Source organism: Eleftheria terrae (genome assembly GCF_030419005.1).
GTDB classification, from domain to species: domain Bacteria; phylum Pseudomonadota; class Gammaproteobacteria; order Burkholderiales; family Burkholderiaceae_C; genus Caldimonas; species Caldimonas terrae.
Window position 1 is genome coordinate 748,376 of sequence record NZ_CP106951.1, and the last position, 18,098, is coordinate 766,473.

The window sequence follows — 18,098 nt, forward strand, 5'->3', positions numbered from 1 at the left end:
ATTAACCCTTAATCAATTCATCATGTCCCATCGGACAGCTGGCACGAAGCGCACCTCGAAAATATATTGAATCAGCAAATCATTCACGCTCTTGCTTCCTCCGCAGCCCACCGTCATTGCGATCTCCAGAATAAGGAGCGCCGACGAGGCACTGCTTTTCATTCACATTCCGACCGTACGGAACGGAGATCTCAACGATGTACGCCAAGAATATCTTGGAGCTGATCGGCAATACGCCGATGCTGGAGCTCCGCAGCTTGGGTGACCCCGACCAGGGCGTGCGCGTCTACGGCAAGCTGGAAGCCTGCAACCCGGGCTTCAGCGTCAAGGACCGCAGCGCGCTGCAACTGCTGCTGCAGGCACGCGAAGACCACCACCTGCAGCCCGGCTGGTCCATCGTCGAATCGACCTCCGGCAACATGGGCCACGCGCTGGCCATGTTGTGCGCCATTCACCGCTACCACTTCATTTGCGTGCTGGACCCCAAGACGCCGAAAAGCAATGTGAACCTGGTGCGGGCGTTCGGTGGGCAGGTGGAAATGGTCAACATGCCTGACGAGAACGGCAGTTATCAGAAGAAGCGCATCAGCGTGGCCAAGGCCATTGCCGAGCGGCTGCCGAACTGCGTGAATCTGGACCAGTACAACAATCCGGCGGCCATCGACGCGCATTATCTTTCCACCGGGCCGGAGATATTCCAGCAGCTGGAAGGATCGGTGGACGTGCTGATCGGCTGCGCCAGTACCGGCAGCCACCTCAGCGGCACCGCCAAGTACCTGAAGGAGCGCCGCGGCAGCACCCGGGTGGTGGGCGTCGAGCCGGAGGGTTCGGTGGTGTTCGGTGGCCAGTTCAAGCCCTTCCTGCAGAACGGCACCGGGCTGAGCTTCCGCCCCGGCAACATCCTCGAATCGCTGGTCGACGAGGTGGTGAAGGTGTCCGACCACGACGCCTTCCTGGCCTGCCGCCGCATGGCCCTCGAGGAAGGTGTGCTGCTGGGCGGCTCCTCTGGCTCCGTGCTGCATGTGGCACGCACCGTGGCGGCCGCCGCCACCGGCCCCTGCAACATCGTCGTGGTGCTGCCCGACAGCGGCATCAAGTACCTCGACACCGTCTACGACGACCAATGGCTGCGCGCCAACCGCCTTGCCGGGGTGCTGGACGCCCTGCAGCCGGCGCAGCCCACCGCAGGCCGCAACGCCGACCCGATGGCGGCCTGACGCCCGACCGATGTACCGAGGAGACACCATGAGCTTGAATGCCACCCGCCAGATCGAGCAGGAAGCCCGCCCGCCAGGGCCGGTCGACACCGCCCAGCTCGAGCCCATTGCCTTTCGATGGCTGGAGCAGGTCGACGCCGGCCTGGGCACCCAGGTGGTGGCGCTGATGCGCGAGACGAGCGCCACGGCCCCCATCATCGGCTTCGCGACCGACATCAGCGACGGCGAAGCCGCCGGCTACCTGGAGGAGCTGCGCGGCCAGCTGGCCGCCGGCAAGTGCCGGCTGCTGACGATCTGGAGCGGCCAGCTGCTGATCGGCCTGTGCACCCTCAGGCGCAACCTGAACCCCAACAACCGCCACATCGCCGACCTGGCCAAGGGCATGATCCGGGAAGGCTTCCGGGGCGGCACCGTGCTGCCGGCCGCCTTCCACGAGATCGCGCTGGAGTGCGAGCGCGAGGGCGTGGACCTGCTGACCCTGGACGTGCGCGCCGGCACACCGGCGCTGCGCGCCTGGGAGCGTTTCGGCTTTGCCACCTACGGCCTGCTGCCAGACTATGCCCGGGCCGGCGGCAAGAGCCACGCAGGCCACTTCATGATGCAGCGCGTGGCCGACCTGAAAGCCAACGCCCTCGCCGTCCTGGCCACCCGCAGCACGGCCACGGGCCAGTCGTGAGCACCGCCGCTGCCGCCCCGCCGGTCTACGACGGCCCGGTCATCGACGCGCACTGCCACCTGGCCTCGACGCGCTTCATTCCCACCGCCTTCTTCGAAGGCCTGTGCGGCAACGTGGCGGCCCGCCTGGCGGCCACCGGGGTGCGGCGCTCGGTGGCCGAGCTGCTGGAGATGTACCGACGGCAGAACCAGGACCATGAAGGCGACCAGCTGGTGGCCGAGATGGACAGCGCCGGCATTGCCCAAGCCGTGCTGCTGCTGCCCGATTTCACTTATGTGATGACCAGCGAGCTCGACATCGCCGAGATGCACCGGCAGCACGCCGCCGTGCTGCAGCGCCACCGCGGGCGCTTTTTTGTCTTCGCCGGTGTCGACCCACGCTGGGGCAGCGACGGCCTGGCGCTGTTCGAGACCGGCATCCGCCAGCACGGCTTCAAGGGCCTGAAGCTCTACCCGCCTTGCGGCTACAGCCCCAGCGACCGCCTGCTCTACCCCTACTACGAGCTGTGCCGGCAGCACCGCCTGCCGGTGTTGCTGCACATCGGCCCGACCAGCCCGGCGCTCGACTTCGGGTGGTCACACCCCGACCTGCTGGACGAGGCGGCGCGCGATTTCCCCGATGTCAACTTCATCCTCGCGCATGGCGCCGTGCACCATGTCGACGCCTGCAGCTCCTTGTGCGCCTACCGGCCCAACGTGCATCTCGACATCAGCGCCTTCATCGCCTCCACGCACCCGCAGGGCTGGCAAGGCGCGCTGGCCGAGCTGTTCCGCAAAGGCATCAACCACAAGATCCTGTTCGGCACCGACTGGCCGGTGTTCCGCTACTCCGGCGGGCACCGCAAGGTCATGGAGCTGTTCCTGGGCCCGGCCGGGCCACTGGCCGGTGTCTCGGCGCCTCAGCGCAGCTGGTTGATGTCGGCCAACATCCGCCGGCTGCTGGGGGTGGACTGAGGCTGCACCAGGGCCGCGCCTGGCGTCAGGCGCCGCCCGCCTCGGCTTCGCGCACCGCCACGCCCTGCACTTTCACCTTGCCGCCAAACGGCAACCCCGCGGCCTGGTACACCGTGCGTGCCGGCCGCTGACCGGCGGGAAACAGGCGTTCGTAGACCGCATTCACCTGCGGCAGGTCGGCCAGGTCGAGAAAGGCAATGTCGATGAACACCAGGTCGCTGCGCTCGAAGCCGGCCGCGGCCAGCGCGCGAAAGAGGTGCTCGAAGGCCCGGTGCGCCTCCTCGGCCGCCGTGCCGGGCAGCAGCCGGCCCTGCGTATCGAGCGAGAGCTGGCCGCTCAGGTAGCAATGCCGGTCCACGACCACCGCATGGCTGATCGGCGAAGTCCACTGCGGCAGCCCCTCGGCCGCGGTGATGAAGCGTCTCATGTCGTCTTGCCTTTCACTCGAAGGCCGCTCGGGCCGGGTTCAGAACCAGTGCTTGACCAGCAGCTGCCACAGCTGGCGTTGCGGCAGCGCGCCGAATTCGCTGCGCTGTGAACCGTGGTGCCCCTGCCATTGCAGCGCCAGGTCGGTGCTGTCCAGACGGTAGCGGGCCTCGGCCCACAGCTGTCGGCTGTCGTCGGCCGCGTTGGCGCGCAGCATGGCCGACAGGTCGAGCCGCGGCCACAGCGCATCCTGCCAGGCAGCCCGCAGGAAGAGGTTGTGGCGGGTCGGCGGGTCCTGCCGCTCGGCCGCCACCTGGCGGTAGGCCAGCTCGGCCGCCAAGGGCCCGCGGCGCAGGGCCCGCCAGCCGGCGTCGTCCAGTGCCGCGCCGTTGCGCTCGTATTCGGCGGTCAGGCTGAGCTTGCGGGCGGTCGTGCAGGTCAGCCCGGCCGCCAGCTGCGAGTGGAAGGCGTCGCCCTCGCCCGGCTGCCCGTGCGAGCGCGCCAGCAGGTCGGGCCCGCGCCCGCCGGACCATTCGGCATGCGCCACGCAGGCGGGGCTGAGCAGATGCGTCAGGTTGAGGCCCAGCTGCAGCGAGCTGTGCGGCTCACCCGGCTCGTAGAGCAGCAGCTGCGGCTGCAGGTCGGTGGCCAGCGTCTGGCTGAGGCTCAGCAGCCAGCGATGCCGGTGGTTCGTCGCGCCCACGTCGATGGCGTGCTTGCCCGGGTTGGGGCCGCTGCCCAGCTTGGGCGAGTACAGCAGGCTGGCCGAGCCGCCCTGCCACAGCTGCTGGCCACGCAGCATGACGGTGCCCTGGCGGTTCTCGCGCAGGCTCGCCGGGTCCACCGACACCACCTGCCGCACCGCCAGCTCCCGGAAGTAGTCGGTCGGGTTGTAACCCATCGCCACGCCCAGCCGCAGATTGACGCGGCCGATGTCGACGATGCGCTCGCGGCCCAGCCGCCCGGTCAGGAACAACTCCTTGAGCGTGTTGACCGAAGATCGCTCGCCCGGCAGGCGGTCCGGCCCCAGCAGGTCCAGGCGGTCGGCAAGGCTGAAGCGCCAGCCCGGCGCCAGGGCCCGCTCCCAGGCCAGGTCCAGCGACAGGCGCTGGCCCTGCTCGCGCTGGCCACCGCCACGCGGGGCAGCCCAGGCGCCGGCGGCTTCGACGCTCAGGCGGCGCTCCGGCTTCCCCGGGTCCGCCGCTTCCGCGGTCTGGTCGGCCAGCCGCAGGGCAGCGTCATCGGCGTCCTGCGCGCGGGCGATGCCGATGGCCGCGGCCAGCAGCAGGCAGCCGCAGGCGGCATGTCTCATTGGCGCCTCATTCCGGCCTGAAGCGCGGCAGGTAGTCCCGCTGCAGCCAGCTCTCGGGCACCTCGCGCGCGACGAATTCGCCATACCGCATCACGGTCACGAGGCTGGGGTCCAGGCCGTCGATGATCACGATCTCGGTCGGCCGCTGCACGCCGAGCTCCTCGCGGTAGCGGCGGTAGAAGGCCGTCTTCAGCAGGCGACCGCTCTCGCTGAAGAAGCGGGCCTTCACCGGCCGCTGGTTGGCATGGTCCAGCCACATCTGCACCGAGTGGTAGGTCACGTCGGGCGTGGCTGCCTCCAGCGCCAGCCGGTCGCACTGGCGCAACTGGCGGTCACCGTCCTGCACCTCTTCCTGCTGCTCCAGCCGGGCCCGGTAGGCCTGCGCAAAGTTCACCGTCACCACGTCGCCGTTGGCGGCCTGGCCCAGCAGCCGCTGCTGCGGCGAGATGCGGACGCTGGCCCGGCTCGCCGGATCGTAGAACCACAGCTCATTGCCGCTCTTGAGCATCAGCTTGTCGAGGTCGCGGGCCGGCGCCACGAAGCGCACCAGGGTGCGGAACTGGCCGCCCTGCGGATCGGCCCGCGAATACACCTGCAGGCTGTTGGCATCGGTCTGCTTGCCGGCCCGGTATTCGGTCAGGCTGACCGCCAGCGAAAACGGCTGGCCCGGGTTGCGGATGGCATCGCTGGCCGCCAGCAGCGCCTGCGCGTCGGTGGCGGCCGGCGCGGCCGCGGATGCCGCGACGGCGCCGGCGCACAGCAGGGTGCAAACCACCAGTCGCCGAATCCGGGAACACGAGAGCTCGGCCATCACGGCAGTCCTTGCGTTAAACATGGCGCAGCGCATCCACGATCTGCAGGCGCGCCGCCCGCCGCGCCGGCCACCAGGCCGACAGCAGGGCGACCACCACCAGGGCGAGCGTGGTGCCGGCGATCAGCTCGGTTTCGCCCCAGACCCGGATGATCAGCGGCACCGGAGAGCGCCCCGGTGGTGTCCAGGTCAGCCCGCTGTGGTTGATCAGCCCGGCCAGGGCAGCCGCACTGAACACGCCCAGCACCGCCCCCGCCAGGCCCAGTAGGAACCCTTCGCAGAGGAACAGCCGCCGGATCCCGGCACGCCGCAGCCCAAGAGCGCGCAGCGTGCCGATCTCCACCGTGCGCTCCACCACCGCGGTGCTCATCGTGTTGCCCACCGTGAACAGCACGATGGCCCCGATCAGCACCGCCACAAAGCCGAACAGCGTGGCGAACATCGCCAGCGCCTGCCCGTAGAAGGGGTTCAGCACGGTGAAGTCGAGCACCTCTGTTGGCTCGGCCGGAAAGCGGCTGGCCAGCAGTTCGGTGATGCGGGCCCGCGCCGCCGGCAGCTGGGAGGTATGGCGCAGCTGCACCAGGATGGCCGTCGCCCGTGGCGGCTCGCGGCCATACACCAGCCGCTGGGCCTGCTCCAGGTGCAGGCCGACGTAGACATCGTCGAATTCCTTGACGAACTGGTCTTCGGCTTTCACCACGTCGAGCCGGGCGACGTTCGGCGCCCCACGCGCGGTGGCCGCCAGCAGCTCGATGCCGGCACCACCGGCCGGCGCCGCCGCGCCGCCCGCCGGAGCGGCCGCCTCTGCGGTGCTGCCTGCCAGCGCGACCAGGTCGCCGGGCAGGTCGGCGCCGGCGGCTTCACGGCGGGATGCGGCCGGCGGCGCGCAGTCGGCCAGCCGCAGCGGCGCGCAGAGCTGCAGCACGCGCGCCAGGCCGAGGCCGACGATGGCCGCCTCGGGCCCGGTGCCGGTCAGGGCCAGCGGCGCCAGCTGCACCGGGAAGGCATAGTCATTCCAGGCCCGCATGCGGTTCTGGTCGTCCACCACCAGGCCCTGGGCCAGCGCCGTGCGCGAGACGCCGGCCGCGAAGTTGCCGGCAATGCCCTGCAGCTGCAGCGTCGGCGTGGCCACCGCCAGCATGGGCGCCAGCACCGGGTCGCTGCGCAGCGTGGCCAGCATGTCGCGGTAGGCCGCGATGCCATACGCGGCCGGATCGCCGCTGCCCCAGCGGTAGTAGCCGGCACGCTGGATCTGCAGGTGGCCGCCGAACTTGACGTAGTCCGTCTGCAGCCCGTAGGTGATGTTGCGGCAGTAGCCGCCGAACAGCAGCACCGTGTGTGCGCCGACGATCATCGCCAACATCGTGGTCAGCGAACGGCGGCGGTTGCGCAGCAGGTTGCGCAAGGCCAGGGCCAGCATCTTCATGTCCGCGCCTCCTCGACCCGGCCGCCGCGCTGCACCGAGACGATGCGGCCGTCGTGGATGCGCACCGCATCGTCGGCCTCGGCCAGCATCTGCGGGTCGTGCGAGGAGATCACGAAGGACACCTCCTGCTCGCGCTGCAGCCGCCGCATCAGGTGGATGATGGTGGCGCCGGTCAGGCTGTCGAGGTTGGCGGTGGGCTCGTCGGCCAGCACCAGCCGCGGCCCGGCGGCCAGGGCCCGCGCGATCGCCACCCGCTGGCGTTGCCCCCCGGAGAGCTGGCCCGGGCGGTGCGCCGCCTTGTCCTCCAGCCCCACCGCCGCCAGCAGCGCCCTCACCCGCTCGCGCCGCTGCGCGGCCGGCACGCCGTTCAACAGCAGCGGGTACTCGATGTTCTCGGCCGCGGAGAGCACGGGCAGCAGGTTGAAGTTCTGGAACACGAAGCCCAGGTGGCGGGCCCGGAAGTCGGCCAGCGCGTCGTCCGAAAGCCGGCCGACCGGCTCGCCGGCGACCACGATCTGCCCGGCATCGGGCCGGTCGATGCAGCCGATGAGGTTCAGCAGCGTGGTCTTGCCGCTGCCCGAGGCGCCAGCGATGACGGTGAGCACGCCCGCGCGCACGGTGAGGTCCACGCCAGCGAGTGCGGGCACGCCGACCGCATCGAGGTGGTAGGACTTCGCGACGCCTTGAAGTGAGACGACGTTCATGGGTGATGGCCGGAATGGCAAGGCAGCAACTGGGGACGTGCCATGCCGCCAAACGCGCCATTGCACAGGCTCGGCGTCGCGAAGGCAGCGGCCGGATGTCGGCAGCCTGCCAGCCCGGACATCAGGGCCGGCTTCGCGGCGTGCTGGAAAGAATATCCAGCCGTTGCAACCGGAGATACCTGTGCGATTGTCCAGGCCGCATCTCCTCTGGCTTGGGGAAGCGAGCCGGGCGCCATGGGGCTCGCCGGAGGCACTGGTCAATGTCGCGATGCTTGCGGTCGCCGCCCCCGGTGGGGGCCTCCATGTGGCGCACCGCGTGCAGCCGCTCCATCGCCGAGGGCCGCAGCGCGGCAAGTGCGCGGCGGGCGCCCTCCGACATCCAGCACGGCGCGTGGCCGGCCATGGCACCGGGCGAGGCCGGTTTCCAGCGCAGCTCGATGCGGCCGCCGGTGTCGGCACCCGGGGCCGTCCCGCGGCGACTCGGGCCACGCCGCCTCGGTCGAGCGGCTCGCACGGCACCTCGGTCAGCGAAATGCTCGGCATCTGGCCACCGGCCGCCGCGTCCGGCAGCGCCATGAAGTGCTGGCGGAACCGCAGGACGCCGGCCGGCGCAGGAGCCACACCCTGCGACAAACCTGGACGCCCGACATTGCCGCCCGCCAAGCTGCGTCCGTCATCTGCGCATGCCGCCTGACAGGCCGGGCGCGCTGGCACGGCCGCAGCGCCAGCGCCTGCCCAAGCCCACCGCGGGCGGCCTCGAACGCAGCGCTCCGGCCGCCTGCCGCACCGGTTCGGCCGGGCCCTGCAGCGCCGGCAACCCAGGGTGCCCTCGCTGGGCAGGTGTTGCTTCTTGAAAGCCAGTGCCTCTATCCCGGGCGGCCTCGCTTAGCATGCCGCCAGGCGGGCGGCACGATGTGCCGGCGCGGCAAGGGGACATGCCCTGCGCCACGCGCCAGCCGGCCCGTTCGGCGCTAGAAAGCGCGATTGTCACGGCCTGCGCCGCGTGCGCAGCGGCCGCCCCGAAGGAGAACCGACATGAAGACCCGAGCCGCCGTTGCCTGGAAGGCCGGCGCCCCCCTCACCATCGAAGACGTGGAACTCGACGGCCCGCGCGACGGTGAAGTGCTGGTGGAAGTGAAAGCCACCGGCATCTGCCACACCGACTACTACACCCTCTCGGGCGCCGATCCGGAAGGACTGTTCCCTGCCATCCTGGGCCATGAAGGTGCGGGCGTGGTGGTGGATGTCGGCCCCGGCGTCACGTCGCTCAAGCCGGGCGACCATGTCATCCCGCTCTACACGCCCGAATGCCGGCAGTGCAAGTTCTGCCTGTCGCGCAAGACCAACCTGTGCCAGGCCATCCGCGCCACCCAGGGCAAGGGCCTGATGCCCGACGGCACATCCCGCTTCTCGCTCGGCGGCAAGCCCCTGTTCCACTACATGGGCACCTCGACGTTCTCCAACCACATCGTGGCTCCGGCCATTGCGATGGCCAAGATCCGCGAGGATGCGCCCTTCGACAAGGTCTGCTACATCGGCTGCGGCGTCACCACCGGCGTCGGCGCGGTGATCTTCACCGCCAAGGTGGAAGCGGGTGCCAACGTGGTGGTGTTCGGCCTCGGCGGCATCGGGCTGAACGTGATCCAGGGTGCCCGCATGGTGGGGGCCGACAGGATCATCGGCGTCGACATCAACCCCGCGCGTGAGGACATGGCACGCCGCTTCGGCATGACGCACTTCATCAACCCCAAGGAAGTCGACAACGTCGTCGATGCCATCGTGCAGCTGACCGATGGCGGCGCCGACTACAGCTTCGAGTGCATCGGCAACACCACCACCATGCGCCAGGCACTCGAGTGCTGCCACAAGGGCTGGGGCCAGAGCATCATCATCGGGGTGGCCGAAGCGGGCGCGGAGATCGCCACCCGGCCCTTCCAGCTCGTCACGGGCCGCGTCTGGAAAGGCTCGGCGTTCGGCGGTGCGCGCGGGCGCACCGATGTGCCGCGGATCGTGGACTGGTACATGGAAGGCAAGCTGAAGATCGACGAGATGATCACCCACACCCTCAGCCTGGGGCAGATCAACGAGGGCTTCGAGCTGATGAAGCGCGGCGAGTCCATCCGTTCGGTGGTGGTGTACTGACATGGCACTCGAACTGCTTTCCAGCCACGGCTGCTTTGGCGGCCAGCAGCGCTTCTACCGCCACGACGCCACCCGCATCGGCCTGCCGATGCGCTTCGGGCTCTACCTGCCTCCGCAGGCGCTGGACGGCGCCCGCAAGGTGCCGGTGCTCTTCTACCTGGCGGGCCTCACCTGCACCGAGGAGACCTTCGCGATCAAGGCAGGCGCCCAGCGCGCGGCTGCGGAGCTGGGCCTGGCCCTTGTCACGCCGGACACCAGCCCGCGGGGCGCCGGGCTGCCGGGTGAGGCCGAGTCCTGGGACTTCGGCGTCGGTGCCGGCTTCTACCTCGACGCCACCCGCTCACCCTGGCGCAAGCACTGGCGCATGGAGAGCTACCTGGTGGACGAGCTCGTCACCCTGGTCGGCGAGCACTTCCCGGTGGACGTCCACCGGGCGGGCCTGTTCGGTCACTCCATGGGCGGCCATGGCGCACTGGCGCTGGCGCTGCGCCACCCCGGCTGCTTTCGTTCGGTGTCCGCCTTCGCGCCCATCGCGGCGCCCACGCGCTGCCCCTGGGGCCGCAAGGCCTTCGCCGGCTACCTGGGCGACGACACCCGGGCCTGGGAAGCCTACGACGCCAGCTGCCTGATGGCTCGCCAGAGCGAGGCGCCCTACCCCCGGGGCATCCTCATCGACCAGGGCCTGGACGACCCCTACCTGGCGGAGCAACTCCACCCAGAGGCCTTGGAGGAAGCCTGCCGCCAGGTCGGCCAGCCGCTGACGCTGCGCCGGCATGCCGGCTTCGACCACGGCTACTACTTCATCGCCAGCTTCGTCGAAGACCACCTGCGCTTCCACGCCGAGCGGCTGGCCGGCACGGCCTGACGGGCGTCGGCACCAACCGGAGCGCCGCTCAGGCCGCCATGGCCAGCGGCGCGAGCGTCGAGCCGGCCGATGACGGCGTGACGGCGAAGTAGGCGTCGTACTGCAACTGCGCCTGGCTGCCGAACAGGAGGCGGCATGCCTCCATCAGCCCGGGCGCGGCACGCAGCGCCCGGCGGCCGAGCGTCAGCTCCAGCTTGGAACGGCGCCGCAGGAAATCCTCCAGCGTGGTGATCATCTCGCGCCGGGCGCAGTAGGCGAATTCGCAGCGCATGTAGCCGCTGCCCTCCACCAGGACCTCGGCCGCCCGGCGGTCGGTGCGGATTTCCTCCAGCAGGCCGAAGGCCTCCTCGCCATACAAGCGCCACAGGCGCTCGCTGGTGCGGTCGCCGGCCACCGGCGCGGCCGCGTCGATGCCCAGCGCCTCGCACTGGCGCAGGAAATCCGTGCGCCGCGTCGCCTGCGGCTCGCCGTACCAGCGGCGCCGGCCTTGCGGCAGCGTCACGCCCATGCGCTCGATCTCGGCACACAGCTCTTCGCCGACGTTCAGGCAATCGGTCAGCTTGCCGCCGAAGATGCTCACGTGGCCGTCCTGCGGCCGGCTTTCGACGACGTGCTTGCGCGACATCTGCAACCAGTCTGCCGTTCCCTTGCCGCTGCCCTTCACCACCAGCGGCCGCACGCCGCAGCGCTCCGAGATGATGTCGGCGGTCGTCAGCGGTTCAGCCAGGTTCAGACGCTTGTTGATGTTGTCGAGCACGAAGCGGCGGTCTTCCTCGGTGACATGCGGGGTGGCATGGTCGACCCGGGTGTCGGTGGTGCCGATGCAGGTCTTGTCGCCCATCGGGATCGCAAAGAACAGACGGCCGTCGTCAGCGAAGAAGGTCAGGATGCGCCGGCTGTCGGTGATGCGCCTGACGATCAGGTGAATGCCCTTGGACAGCACATGATGGTGCTCGGTCCGCTGCCCGCTGCGGGCGTTGTGATGGTCGACGAAGGCGCCGCAGGCGTTGACGAGGGTGCGCGCCCGGATCACAAAACGCTCGCGGCTGACGCGGTCGCAGGCCTGCACGCTCCACAGCCCGTCAGCCCCCCGCGTGGCGCCCTCCGACTCGACATAGTTGACCGCAGCACAGCCGGCGTCCATCGCCGAACGCACGAACTGGAAGACGAATCGGGCGTCGTTGTCGACCAGGTAGGCGTCCGAGTATTCGAACCCGCCGTCGCATCGGTCGAGCTTCACCACCGGCTCCTCGGCCCGCACCTGCGCCACGGACAACAGCCGCGGCGTGCGGGTGAAACCGCGGCCGATCAGCCAGTACAGCCAGGTGCCGGCGAACAGCTTCAGCAACGAGTGGCGGAAGTCCTTCTCGTGCACCGTGAAGAACCGCATCTCCTGCACGGAGGACGGGAAGCTGCGGATCAGGTGGTTTCGCGAGGCGCACAGCTGGTTGACCAGCCCGAATTCGAAGGTCTCCATGTACTTGATGCCGCCCCAGGCCAGGTTGGACGACTGCTGGCTGGAGCCGCCCGCGAAATCGCGCGCGTCGATCAGCGCCGTTCGGGCACCCCGGGCCGACAGGGCCGCCGCAGTGACCGCCCCGTTGATGCCACCGCCAATCACCAGGGTGTCGAACACGGCGGTTTTCAACTCGGACAGGCAGGTGGAGCGGAGCTGCATGGTGGGCGGGGGGCAGGACGGTGGATGACTGAAACACCGGCATCGAGCCGGCCTGAGCGCAGTGTCGGCTCAAAAGATGCCAAAGTCAACAAAAACGAATCAAAGCGAATTCATTAATGCCAAAAAAGGAAAAGAAACGAACATTGGTGCGAGCCTGAGGCCGGGCAAGCAGCAAGACCACGAGAGCTTGGAACGGGGGAAGCGGGGTCGGCCCCGATGAGGCGGGGAACGCGTCGGGCCACCCGACAGGCGGCCGAGCGGACAGCGGACCATCGCGAGAGGCCTCCGAGGGCCGGCTCTCAGTGCCATGCAAAGCCGCTGACGTGCGCCTGCTTCGCTGCGCGGTGCGCGTTTGCCGACCGGCCCGGGGCCCGGTGCTGCTGCTGGGAATCGGATGCCGCAGCGCTGCGGCCTGGCCTGCCGAGCCCACCCGGCGGCATCCGGCCGCCTATCGCCCGTCAGGCGAGCTGCGCCAGCACCGCAATGACTTCTTCATCGCTGACCTGATGGAAGTCATGGTAATAGGCGCCCACCGCCATGAATTCCGGCGGCTGCGCCAGGCAGACCAGGTCGTCCACCTCTTCCTTCAGCGCTTCCGCGCTGCTCGGGGCCGCCACCGGCACTGCCAGCACCAAGCGCGCCGGGTGCCGCGTGCGCAGCGCCTTCAGCGCGGCACGGACGGTGGTGCCGGTCGCAATGCCGTCATCCACCACGACCACCGTCCGTCCGACCAGAGGGACCGCGGCCCGCCCGCCCAGGTAGAGGGCGCGGCGCCGGGCAATCTCGGCTTCTTCCTCGCGGGCGCGTTCTTCGACATAGGAAAGCTCCACGCCCATGGAGGCCATGGTCTGCTGATCCACCACCACCACCGGCGGCTGAGCATCGACCACCGCCGCCACTGCCAGCTCAGGGTGCCAGGGCAAGCCGATCTTGCGAACGATCAGCAAATCCAGCGGCGCATGCAGCCGCCAGGCGATCTCGGCCGCCACGGGCACGCCGCCGCGCGGCAAGGCCAGCACCACCGCATCGTGCAGCGACAGCGCCGCCACTTGTTCGGCCAGGACGCGTCCGGCTTCGATGCGATCGGTGAAAAGCTGGGCCATGTCGCGTCCCTTCAGGCGGTGGGGCGCAGGACGCGGCAATCAGCGCAGTCGCAACTCGGAGCCGCGCCCGCGACCCCCACGCGCGGCAACGCGCTGCCACAGTGCTTCATCGAGGCCGGTCTCGTCCTTGCGTGCCAGCCCGTCCACCGGCGTGCCAGGATGGGCCGGCATGCGCGACATCGCTGAGGCGATGCGCGACCATTCCTCATCACCGAGCAGCTGCCTCGCCAAGGCAAGCAGCTGGGTGTCTTCGTCGTGGAGCTGGCGCAGCAGCGCGGCCCGGTGCTCCCGCAACAGCGCCGACAGCTCACCGGCTCGGCGCACATCGCCTTCGGCCACGCTGTCGGCCACGTGCGTGGCCTGCCGCAACAGGCGGCTCGTGTGGCCGCGGGCATCCTCGAGGGTGGCGATCAGGCGGTCGGCATCTGCCGAGCGGCCCCGCATGGCGGGCAACAGGTGGCCACGCTCCTTCGGCAGGTGGTTGGTGTCCTCGAAGCTCCTGAGGAACGCCATCAAGGACCTCATACGGGGAAGCGAGCCAGCCGGCTGCCACCACGCCTGGACTTGCAGCATTTCGTCCAGCGTCGCGAGCGTCTGACGAATCACCGCGTGCTCGGCTTGCAGCAGCGAACACACGCATTGGGCAGCCAGCATACCGGTCTCCTGTTGCCGGTCCGACGCAGCCGGGACCGTGGGTGGCGCGCGCCGTGCCGGCGGTCGCACAGACAGCCACTTGGCGCATCGGAAGTACCGCCGTCCACACTATAGGAGTTTGCCTTTTGGCGCCACCGGGAATTCGCAATGGCCGGCAGGGTCAATGCAGGCAGGCTTCCTGCCACGTCCCGCAGGCCACGCCGGCGGCTTCTGCACCGCCCCTCGTCTCGCGCCCCCACGACCCAGGAGGACACCATGAAGATCGAACATCATCGGCTGGTCGACGAGGCGGTGGTCTACCGCGATTCGCCCAACCGGGGCGGCGTGCTGCGCCCTCGCCTGCTCCTCCTGCACTACACCGCGGGACGCTCGGCCGAAAGCGCGGTAGCCACGCTGTGCAACCCGGCCTCCAAGTCCTCGGCCCATCTCGTCATTGCGCGAGACGGTCACATCTATCAGTTGCTGCCCTTCGATGTGGTCGCATGGCATGCGGGAGTGAGCCAATGGATGGGCCTGAGCGGCCTCAACCAGCACGCCATCGGCATCGAACTGGACAACGCCGGCCAGTTGCGCCGGGTCGGCCAGGGGTATGTGTCATGGTTTGGCAAGGTCTATAGCGAGAACGAGGTGCTGCTGGCCGAGCACCAGCACGGCGGTGGGGTGATGCCCTGGCACACCTATACCGAAGTGCAGATCGAGCGCGTGCGGGAAGTCGCCGAACTGCTCGTCAGCCACTACGCGCTGGAAGATGTGCGAGGCCATGACGACGTGGCTCGCGGACGCAAGCTCGATCCCGGCCCGGCGTTTCCGATGGCCAGCGTGCGCAGCCGCGCCCTCGGCCGCAGCGAGGACCAGCCCGCCCGCTACATCGTGACGGCCGACAGCCTGCCCGTGCGGCAGGGCCCGGGTTTCCAGTTTGCGCCCGCGGCGGCACCGCTGCACAAGGGTGCGGTGCTGCTGCTGGTGGAGCCGGGCGACCGATGGAGCCATGTGGAAGCCGAGGCGCAAAGCGACGTCGAAGGCTGGGTCAACAACCGCTTCATCACCCCGTGGGCGGCGCCGCTCCCCGGCTGAGGGCCGCCGTGGCGGGTTCATGGACGGAAAGCAGGACCTCGGGAGCAGACACGCGGCAGCCTGAAGCAGGAACCGGACAGGGGCGGCGAAGGGGCAAAGCCGACAGCCGGCTGGAAAACGCGCCATGCCGACCGGCGCCGCAGCAAGGCGGGCGCCCGGAAGGCGCATCAGCAGCCGCATTTGCGCTGCGGGTGTGCAAGATCTTCCGCCCGAGGCGCCGCACCTGCCGGCAGGCTGCCCGGCAGCGCGCCGGGAGCCCAGCCACCACGAACACGGCCCGGGCGCACGCGCTCCAGCCAGGGGCGGGCACTGAATTTGCCCAGCCAGCTCACCGGCCGCCGAGGGGCGGTGCGAGGGAGGCTGTGATGGAACAGGATTCTTTGGAAGCGTTGACGGTGGCTGCCATGTTGGCGGTCTTGTCCTGCGTGGCAACCGTGCATTGGCGGCAGCAGCGCGCCGTGTCCTGGGGCGCCTTGGGCATCCTGCTGCTGATTCCCGAAGCCACCAGCCGTCTGCCCAGCGCAGCACTGCTGCACCTGATTCTGGCGTCGACGGTGCTGGTGGTGGTTGCGCAACTCGCCTACGACGCCCGGCGCCAGCCGGCGCAGCTCGAACAGCCCGCCGAGGCCGGCGCTGACCTCGCCCCATCTGCCGAGTATCCCAGCCGCGGCCTGCGTGCCGGTGACGTGGCGGGCTTGCTCGGGGCGGCCGCCGTGGGCAGCGACGGGCGCGACGCGGCCTCGCTCTAGGCGGAGCCGCACCACCGTCGCGCCGGCTTCTGCACCGGCCTACTCTGGCATGCGAGCGTGGCCGCACAGCAGGAGGCCGCACGTCGTTACAAACTGCGGGTGGCCCGGCGCACGCGGCGCCATCCCGCACCATTGCAGGCGGCGAGGCGGGATCTCGGCATCGGCAGGCCCTGCTTGAAGGGCGCCGCCGGTCGCATGGGGTCACCCTTGGCAACGGTTTCGCCACGTCTTTCGTCTATAAACGGTCACAATCATTGCCGAGTTGCACTTGCGCCCTGCTTCATGAGCGACTCAACTCACCGCGCTTGATTCGATGACCTATCCATCTCAACAGTCCGTCTCCACAGAACGTCCCCCGCCGGGGTTCGAACCCACGCAGGCAACGGCGGCGCCCAGCCAGGACGCGCTCGGCCCGGGGAGCCGGGTCGCCGAGTACGAGGTGCAACGAGTGCTGGGCGAAGGGGGCTTCGGCATCGTCTATCTCGCCACCGACCACGACCTGCAGCGGCATGTGGCAGTGAAGGAATACCTGCCCGCCGCGCTGGCCTCGCGCGGGGCCCGCTCGCAGGTGACCTTGCGCGCCTCCTCGCATGCGGAGACCTTCGCTCTGGGGCTGCGGTCCTTCGTCAACGAGGCGCGCTTGCTCGCGCGCTTCGACCACCCGTCGCTGGTGCGCGTCTACCGCTTCTGGGAGGCCAACGGCACCGCCTACATGGTGATGCCCTACTACGAAGGCCCGACGCTGGCCGAGGCGCGCATGAGCATGAAGGCACCGCCGGACGAAGCCTGGCTGCGCCGCCTGCTGCATTCGCTGATGGGCGCGCTGGAGGTGCTGCACGACGGTTCCTGCTACCACCGCGACATCGCGCCCGACAACATCCTGCTGCTGCCGGACGGCCGGCCAGTGCTGCTCGACTTCGGTGCCGCCCGCCGCGTCATCGGTGACAAGACCCAGACGCTCACGGCCATCCTGAAGCCGGCCTTCGCACCGATCGAGCAGTACGCCGAAGCGGGCCACCTGCAACAGGGCCCCTGGACCGACCTGTATGCCCTGGCCGCGGTCATCTACTACTGCATCAGCGGGCGCTCCCCGCTGCCGTCCACCGTCCGTGCGGTCGACGACCAGCTCAAGCCCCTGGCCGAGGTGGTGCAAGGCCTGAAGCTCAACTTTCCGGAACTGCATTACAGCCCGAGTTTCCTGTCGGCCATCGATTGGGCACTCGCCGTCCGACCGCAGGACCGGCCCCAGAACGTCGAGCAGTTCCGGCAGGCGCTCAACAAGCCGGCCGGCGCCGCTGCGCCGCCTGCGCGCGCCGCCTCGGCAACCTCCGACGCCGCCAGCATCGCTGCTGCTGCGGCGGCAGCCGCAGCAGCCCGGGTTCCTCCCGGCCGCCAGACGCAGCCGCCCCTGCAGGACGTTCCGACCCTGTTCACCGTGTTTCCCGGGCCCGATGCGCGCCCACCCGGCAAGCCGACCACCGGGGCGCCGGCGCCCAAGCAGGAAGAAGCGCCATCCGACGAAGCAGTGATGGCGGCGCTCAGCATGGCCCTGGGGTCGCTCCCCGATGCCAAGACCGACAGCGAGCGCTGGACCGCCACCCGCCCCCTGGACGAGGACGAGCGCCGCGCCGCCAAGGCCGGCGGCTCGCTGGTGCGCTGGGGCATCGGGCTGGCGGTGCTGGTCGCCATCGGGCTGGGCGGCTGGAAGTGGAACGACAGCCGCAATGCCGAGGCCGTGCTGCGCCAGCTCGCCGACAGTTCTTTCAGCGAGGACGCTCAGGCCCCACGCGGCGACGCACTGAGCAGCCCGCCGCGGCCCGCTTCGGCGCCAGTGGTTGCGGCGGCCGCCTCCCAGGCGCTGCCCCCCGCACCGCCGCCGGCGACCGCAGCGGCAGTGCCTGAGGAACAGGCGCCGCAGGCAGCAGCGACTGCGGCGCCGGCTGCCCCGCCTGCCACTGCTGCTGTGCCGGCACCGGCGGCTGCGACAACCACCGTCCCATCAAGCGTGGCGGCTTCCCCGCCCCCCGCAGTGGCGGAGGAGGCGCCCGACGAGCGCTCGTCCCGGCGCAGCGCCGCCAGCGCGGAGCCGACCAATCCGCGCGCCTTGTGCGAGCCGAGGACCAACTTCGCCCTGTACTACTGCATGCAGACGCAGTGCAAGCGGCCCCAATATGTGAACCATCCCCTGTGCAAGCGCCTGCGCGATCGCGACGAGGTGGAGTGAGGTAAGGCGCGCGGCCGGCTTCGCGTTTGCTACGCAGGAGGCAGGCGGCTCGGAACGGCCCACGGCCGTTGCGACTGCCATCCG

17 protein-coding genes are annotated in these 18,098 nt (G+C 69.8%); 8 read left to right on the forward strand and 9 right to left on the reverse strand.

The genetic code is table 11. The features are described 5' to 3' along the window. Positions 1-12: 12 nt before the first annotated feature. Complete coding sequence (locus tag N7L95_RS03470) at positions 13-162, reverse strand: hypothetical protein (RefSeq protein WP_301258423.1); 150 nt, start codon at positions 160-162, stop codon at positions 13-15. Between the two features lie 35 nt (positions 163-197). Between N7L95_RS03470 and N7L95_RS03475 the strand changes: the two genes are divergently transcribed. Genes N7L95_RS03475 through N7L95_RS03485 form a run of 3 tightly spaced genes read left to right on the forward strand, consistent with a single transcriptional unit; the run spans position 198 to position 2,846 of the window. Next, positions 198-1,217 carry a PLP-dependent cysteine synthase family protein gene (locus N7L95_RS03475; RefSeq protein WP_301258424.1) on the forward strand — a complete coding sequence of 340 codons (1,020 nt, stop codon included), beginning with the start codon at positions 198-200 and terminating at the stop codon, positions 1,215-1,217. A gap of 28 nt (positions 1,218-1,245) precedes the next feature. Continuing rightward, positions 1,246-1,893, forward strand: a complete 648-nt coding sequence (locus N7L95_RS03480; RefSeq protein WP_301258425.1) for an N-acetyltransferase — start codon at positions 1,246-1,248, stop codon at positions 1,891-1,893. Next, positions 1,890-2,846 carry an amidohydrolase family protein gene (locus N7L95_RS03485; protein ID WP_301258426.1) on the forward strand — a complete coding sequence of 319 codons (957 nt, stop codon included), beginning with the start codon at positions 1,890-1,892 and terminating at the stop codon, positions 2,844-2,846. Before N7L95_RS03480 ends, N7L95_RS03485 begins: the two co-directional genes overlap by 4 nt. Before the next feature lie 25 nt (positions 2,847-2,871). Here N7L95_RS03485 and N7L95_RS03490 read toward each other — a convergent pair whose 3' ends face one another. From N7L95_RS03490 to N7L95_RS03510, 5 genes are read right to left on the reverse strand one after another with little or no spacing between them, the layout of a single operon-like run. Further along, positions 2,872-3,273 (reverse strand): RidA family protein, encoded by a 402-nt coding sequence (locus N7L95_RS03490; RefSeq protein WP_301258427.1) that lies wholly within the window; start codon positions 3,271-3,273, stop codon positions 2,872-2,874. 39 nt (positions 3,274-3,312) lie between these two features. Further along, complete coding sequence (locus N7L95_RS03495) at positions 3,313-4,584, reverse strand: hypothetical protein (RefSeq protein ID WP_301258428.1); 1,272 nt, start codon at positions 4,582-4,584, stop codon at positions 3,313-3,315. Between the two features lie 7 nt (positions 4,585-4,591). Then, positions 4,592-5,395: an outer membrane lipoprotein-sorting protein gene (locus tag N7L95_RS03500; RefSeq protein ID WP_301258429.1), complete on the reverse strand. Its 804-nt coding sequence runs from the start codon at positions 5,393-5,395 to the stop codon at positions 4,592-4,594. 16 nt (positions 5,396-5,411) lie between these two features. Further along, entirely contained in the window at positions 5,412-6,821 is a 1,410-nt protein-coding gene (locus N7L95_RS03505; protein ID WP_301258430.1) for an ABC transporter permease, read from the reverse strand. After that, entirely contained in the window at positions 6,818-7,525 is a 708-nt protein-coding gene (locus N7L95_RS03510; protein WP_301258431.1) for an ABC transporter ATP-binding protein, read from the reverse strand. The genes N7L95_RS03505 and N7L95_RS03510 overlap by 4 nt, the downstream gene beginning before the upstream one ends. A gap of 1,035 nt (positions 7,526-8,560) precedes the next feature. On the opposite strand from N7L95_RS03510, the gene N7L95_RS03515 reads away from it, so the two are divergent. Continuing rightward, positions 8,561-9,667 carry an S-(hydroxymethyl)glutathione dehydrogenase/class III alcohol dehydrogenase gene (locus N7L95_RS03515; protein ID WP_301258432.1) on the forward strand — a complete coding sequence of 369 codons (1,107 nt, stop codon included), beginning with the start codon at positions 8,561-8,563 and terminating at the stop codon, positions 9,665-9,667. A 1-nt stretch (position 9,668) separates the two neighbouring features. Beyond that, complete coding sequence (gene fghA / locus N7L95_RS03520) at positions 9,669-10,532, forward strand: S-formylglutathione hydrolase (protein ID WP_301258434.1); 864 nt, start codon at positions 9,669-9,671, stop codon at positions 10,530-10,532. A 28-nt stretch (positions 10,533-10,560) separates the two neighbouring features. On the opposite strand, the gene N7L95_RS03525 is transcribed toward fghA, so the two are convergent. The 3 genes from N7L95_RS03525 to N7L95_RS03535 all read right to left on the reverse strand — a co-directional run bounded on the left by N7L95_RS03525 (position 10,561) and on the right by N7L95_RS03535 (position 13,967). After that, positions 10,561-12,210 carry a glycerol-3-phosphate dehydrogenase/oxidase gene (locus tag N7L95_RS03525; RefSeq protein ID WP_301258435.1) on the reverse strand — a complete coding sequence of 550 codons (1,650 nt, stop codon included), beginning with the start codon at positions 12,208-12,210 and terminating at the stop codon, positions 10,561-10,563. A gap of 458 nt (positions 12,211-12,668) precedes the next feature. Beyond that, positions 12,669-13,313: a phosphoribosyltransferase gene (locus N7L95_RS03530; RefSeq protein WP_301258436.1), complete on the reverse strand. Its 645-nt coding sequence runs from the start codon at positions 13,311-13,313 to the stop codon at positions 12,669-12,671. 39 nt (positions 13,314-13,352) lie between these two features. Further along, a complete protein-coding gene (locus N7L95_RS03535) occupies positions 13,353-13,967 on the reverse strand; it encodes a hemerythrin domain-containing protein (protein ID WP_301258437.1) in 615 nt (204 codons plus the stop codon). A gap of 255 nt (positions 13,968-14,222) precedes the next feature. Here N7L95_RS03535 and N7L95_RS03540 point away from each other — a divergent pair, with 255 nt between their 5' ends. The 3 genes from N7L95_RS03540 (at position 14,223) to N7L95_RS03550 (ending at position 18,014) form a co-directional block, all read left to right on the forward strand. Further along, positions 14,223-15,041: an N-acetylmuramoyl-L-alanine amidase gene (locus N7L95_RS03540; protein ID WP_301258438.1), complete on the forward strand. Its 819-nt coding sequence runs from the start codon at positions 14,223-14,225 to the stop codon at positions 15,039-15,041. Positions 15,042-15,406: 365 nt separating this feature from the next. Next, entirely contained in the window at positions 15,407-15,790 is a 384-nt protein-coding gene (locus N7L95_RS03545) for a hypothetical protein (RefSeq protein ID WP_301258439.1), read from the forward strand. A 313-nt stretch (positions 15,791-16,103) separates the two neighbouring features. Beyond that, the gene (locus tag N7L95_RS03550) at positions 16,104-18,014 is read left to right on the forward strand and encodes a serine/threonine protein kinase (RefSeq protein WP_301258440.1); all 1,911 of its coding nucleotides are present in this window, start codon (positions 16,104-16,106) and stop codon (positions 18,012-18,014) included. Positions 18,015-18,098: the final 84 nt, after the last annotated feature.

Excerpts from the sequence above, each read along its gene's own strand:
- N7L95_RS03480 (WP_301258425.1), top strand. The coding sequence starts at position 1,246 with ATGAGCTTGAATGCCACCCGCCAGATCGAGCAGGAAGCCCGCCCGCCA.
- N7L95_RS03540 (WP_301258438.1), top strand. The coding sequence starts at position 14,223 with ATGAAGATCGAACATCATCGGCTGGTCGACGAGGCGGTGGTCTACCGC.
- N7L95_RS03515 (WP_301258432.1), top strand. The coding sequence starts at position 8,561 with ATGAAGACCCGAGCCGCCGTTGCCTGGAAGGCCGGCGCCCCCCTCACC.
- N7L95_RS03550 (WP_301258440.1), top strand. The coding sequence starts at position 16,104 with ATGACCTATCCATCTCAACAGTCCGTCTCCACAGAACGTCCCCCGCCG.
- N7L95_RS03505 (WP_301258430.1), bottom strand. The coding sequence starts at position 6,821 with ATGAAGATGCTGGCCCTGGCCTTGCGCAACCTGCTGCGCAACCGCCGC.
- N7L95_RS03500 (WP_301258429.1), bottom strand. The coding sequence starts at position 5,395 with ATGGCCGAGCTCTCGTGTTCCCGGATTCGGCGACTGGTGGTTTGCACC.
- N7L95_RS03510 (WP_301258431.1), bottom strand. The coding sequence starts at position 7,525 with ATGAACGTCGTCTCACTTCAAGGCGTCGCGAAGTCCTACCACCTCGAT.
- N7L95_RS03530 (WP_301258436.1), bottom strand. The coding sequence starts at position 13,313 with ATGGCCCAGCTTTTCACCGATCGCATCGAAGCCGGACGCGTCCTGGCC.
- N7L95_RS03545 (WP_301258439.1), top strand. The coding sequence starts at position 15,407 with ATGGAACAGGATTCTTTGGAAGCGTTGACGGTGGCTGCCATGTTGGCG.
- N7L95_RS03490 (WP_301258427.1), bottom strand. The coding sequence starts at position 3,273 with ATGAGACGCTTCATCACCGCGGCCGAGGGGCTGCCGCAGTGGACTTCG.
- fghA (WP_301258434.1), top strand. The coding sequence starts at position 9,669 with ATGGCACTCGAACTGCTTTCCAGCCACGGCTGCTTTGGCGGCCAGCAG.
- N7L95_RS03525 (WP_301258435.1), bottom strand. The coding sequence starts at position 12,210 with ATGCAGCTCCGCTCCACCTGCCTGTCCGAGTTGAAAACCGCCGTGTTC.
- N7L95_RS03475 (WP_301258424.1), top strand. The coding sequence starts at position 198 with ATGTACGCCAAGAATATCTTGGAGCTGATCGGCAATACGCCGATGCTG.
- N7L95_RS03495 (WP_301258428.1), bottom strand. The coding sequence starts at position 4,584 with ATGAGACATGCCGCCTGCGGCTGCCTGCTGCTGGCCGCGGCCATCGGC.
- N7L95_RS03470 (WP_301258423.1), bottom strand. The coding sequence starts at position 162 with ATGAAAAGCAGTGCCTCGTCGGCGCTCCTTATTCTGGAGATCGCAATG.
- N7L95_RS03535 (WP_301258437.1), bottom strand. The coding sequence starts at position 13,967 with ATGCTGGCTGCCCAATGCGTGTGTTCGCTGCTGCAAGCCGAGCACGCG.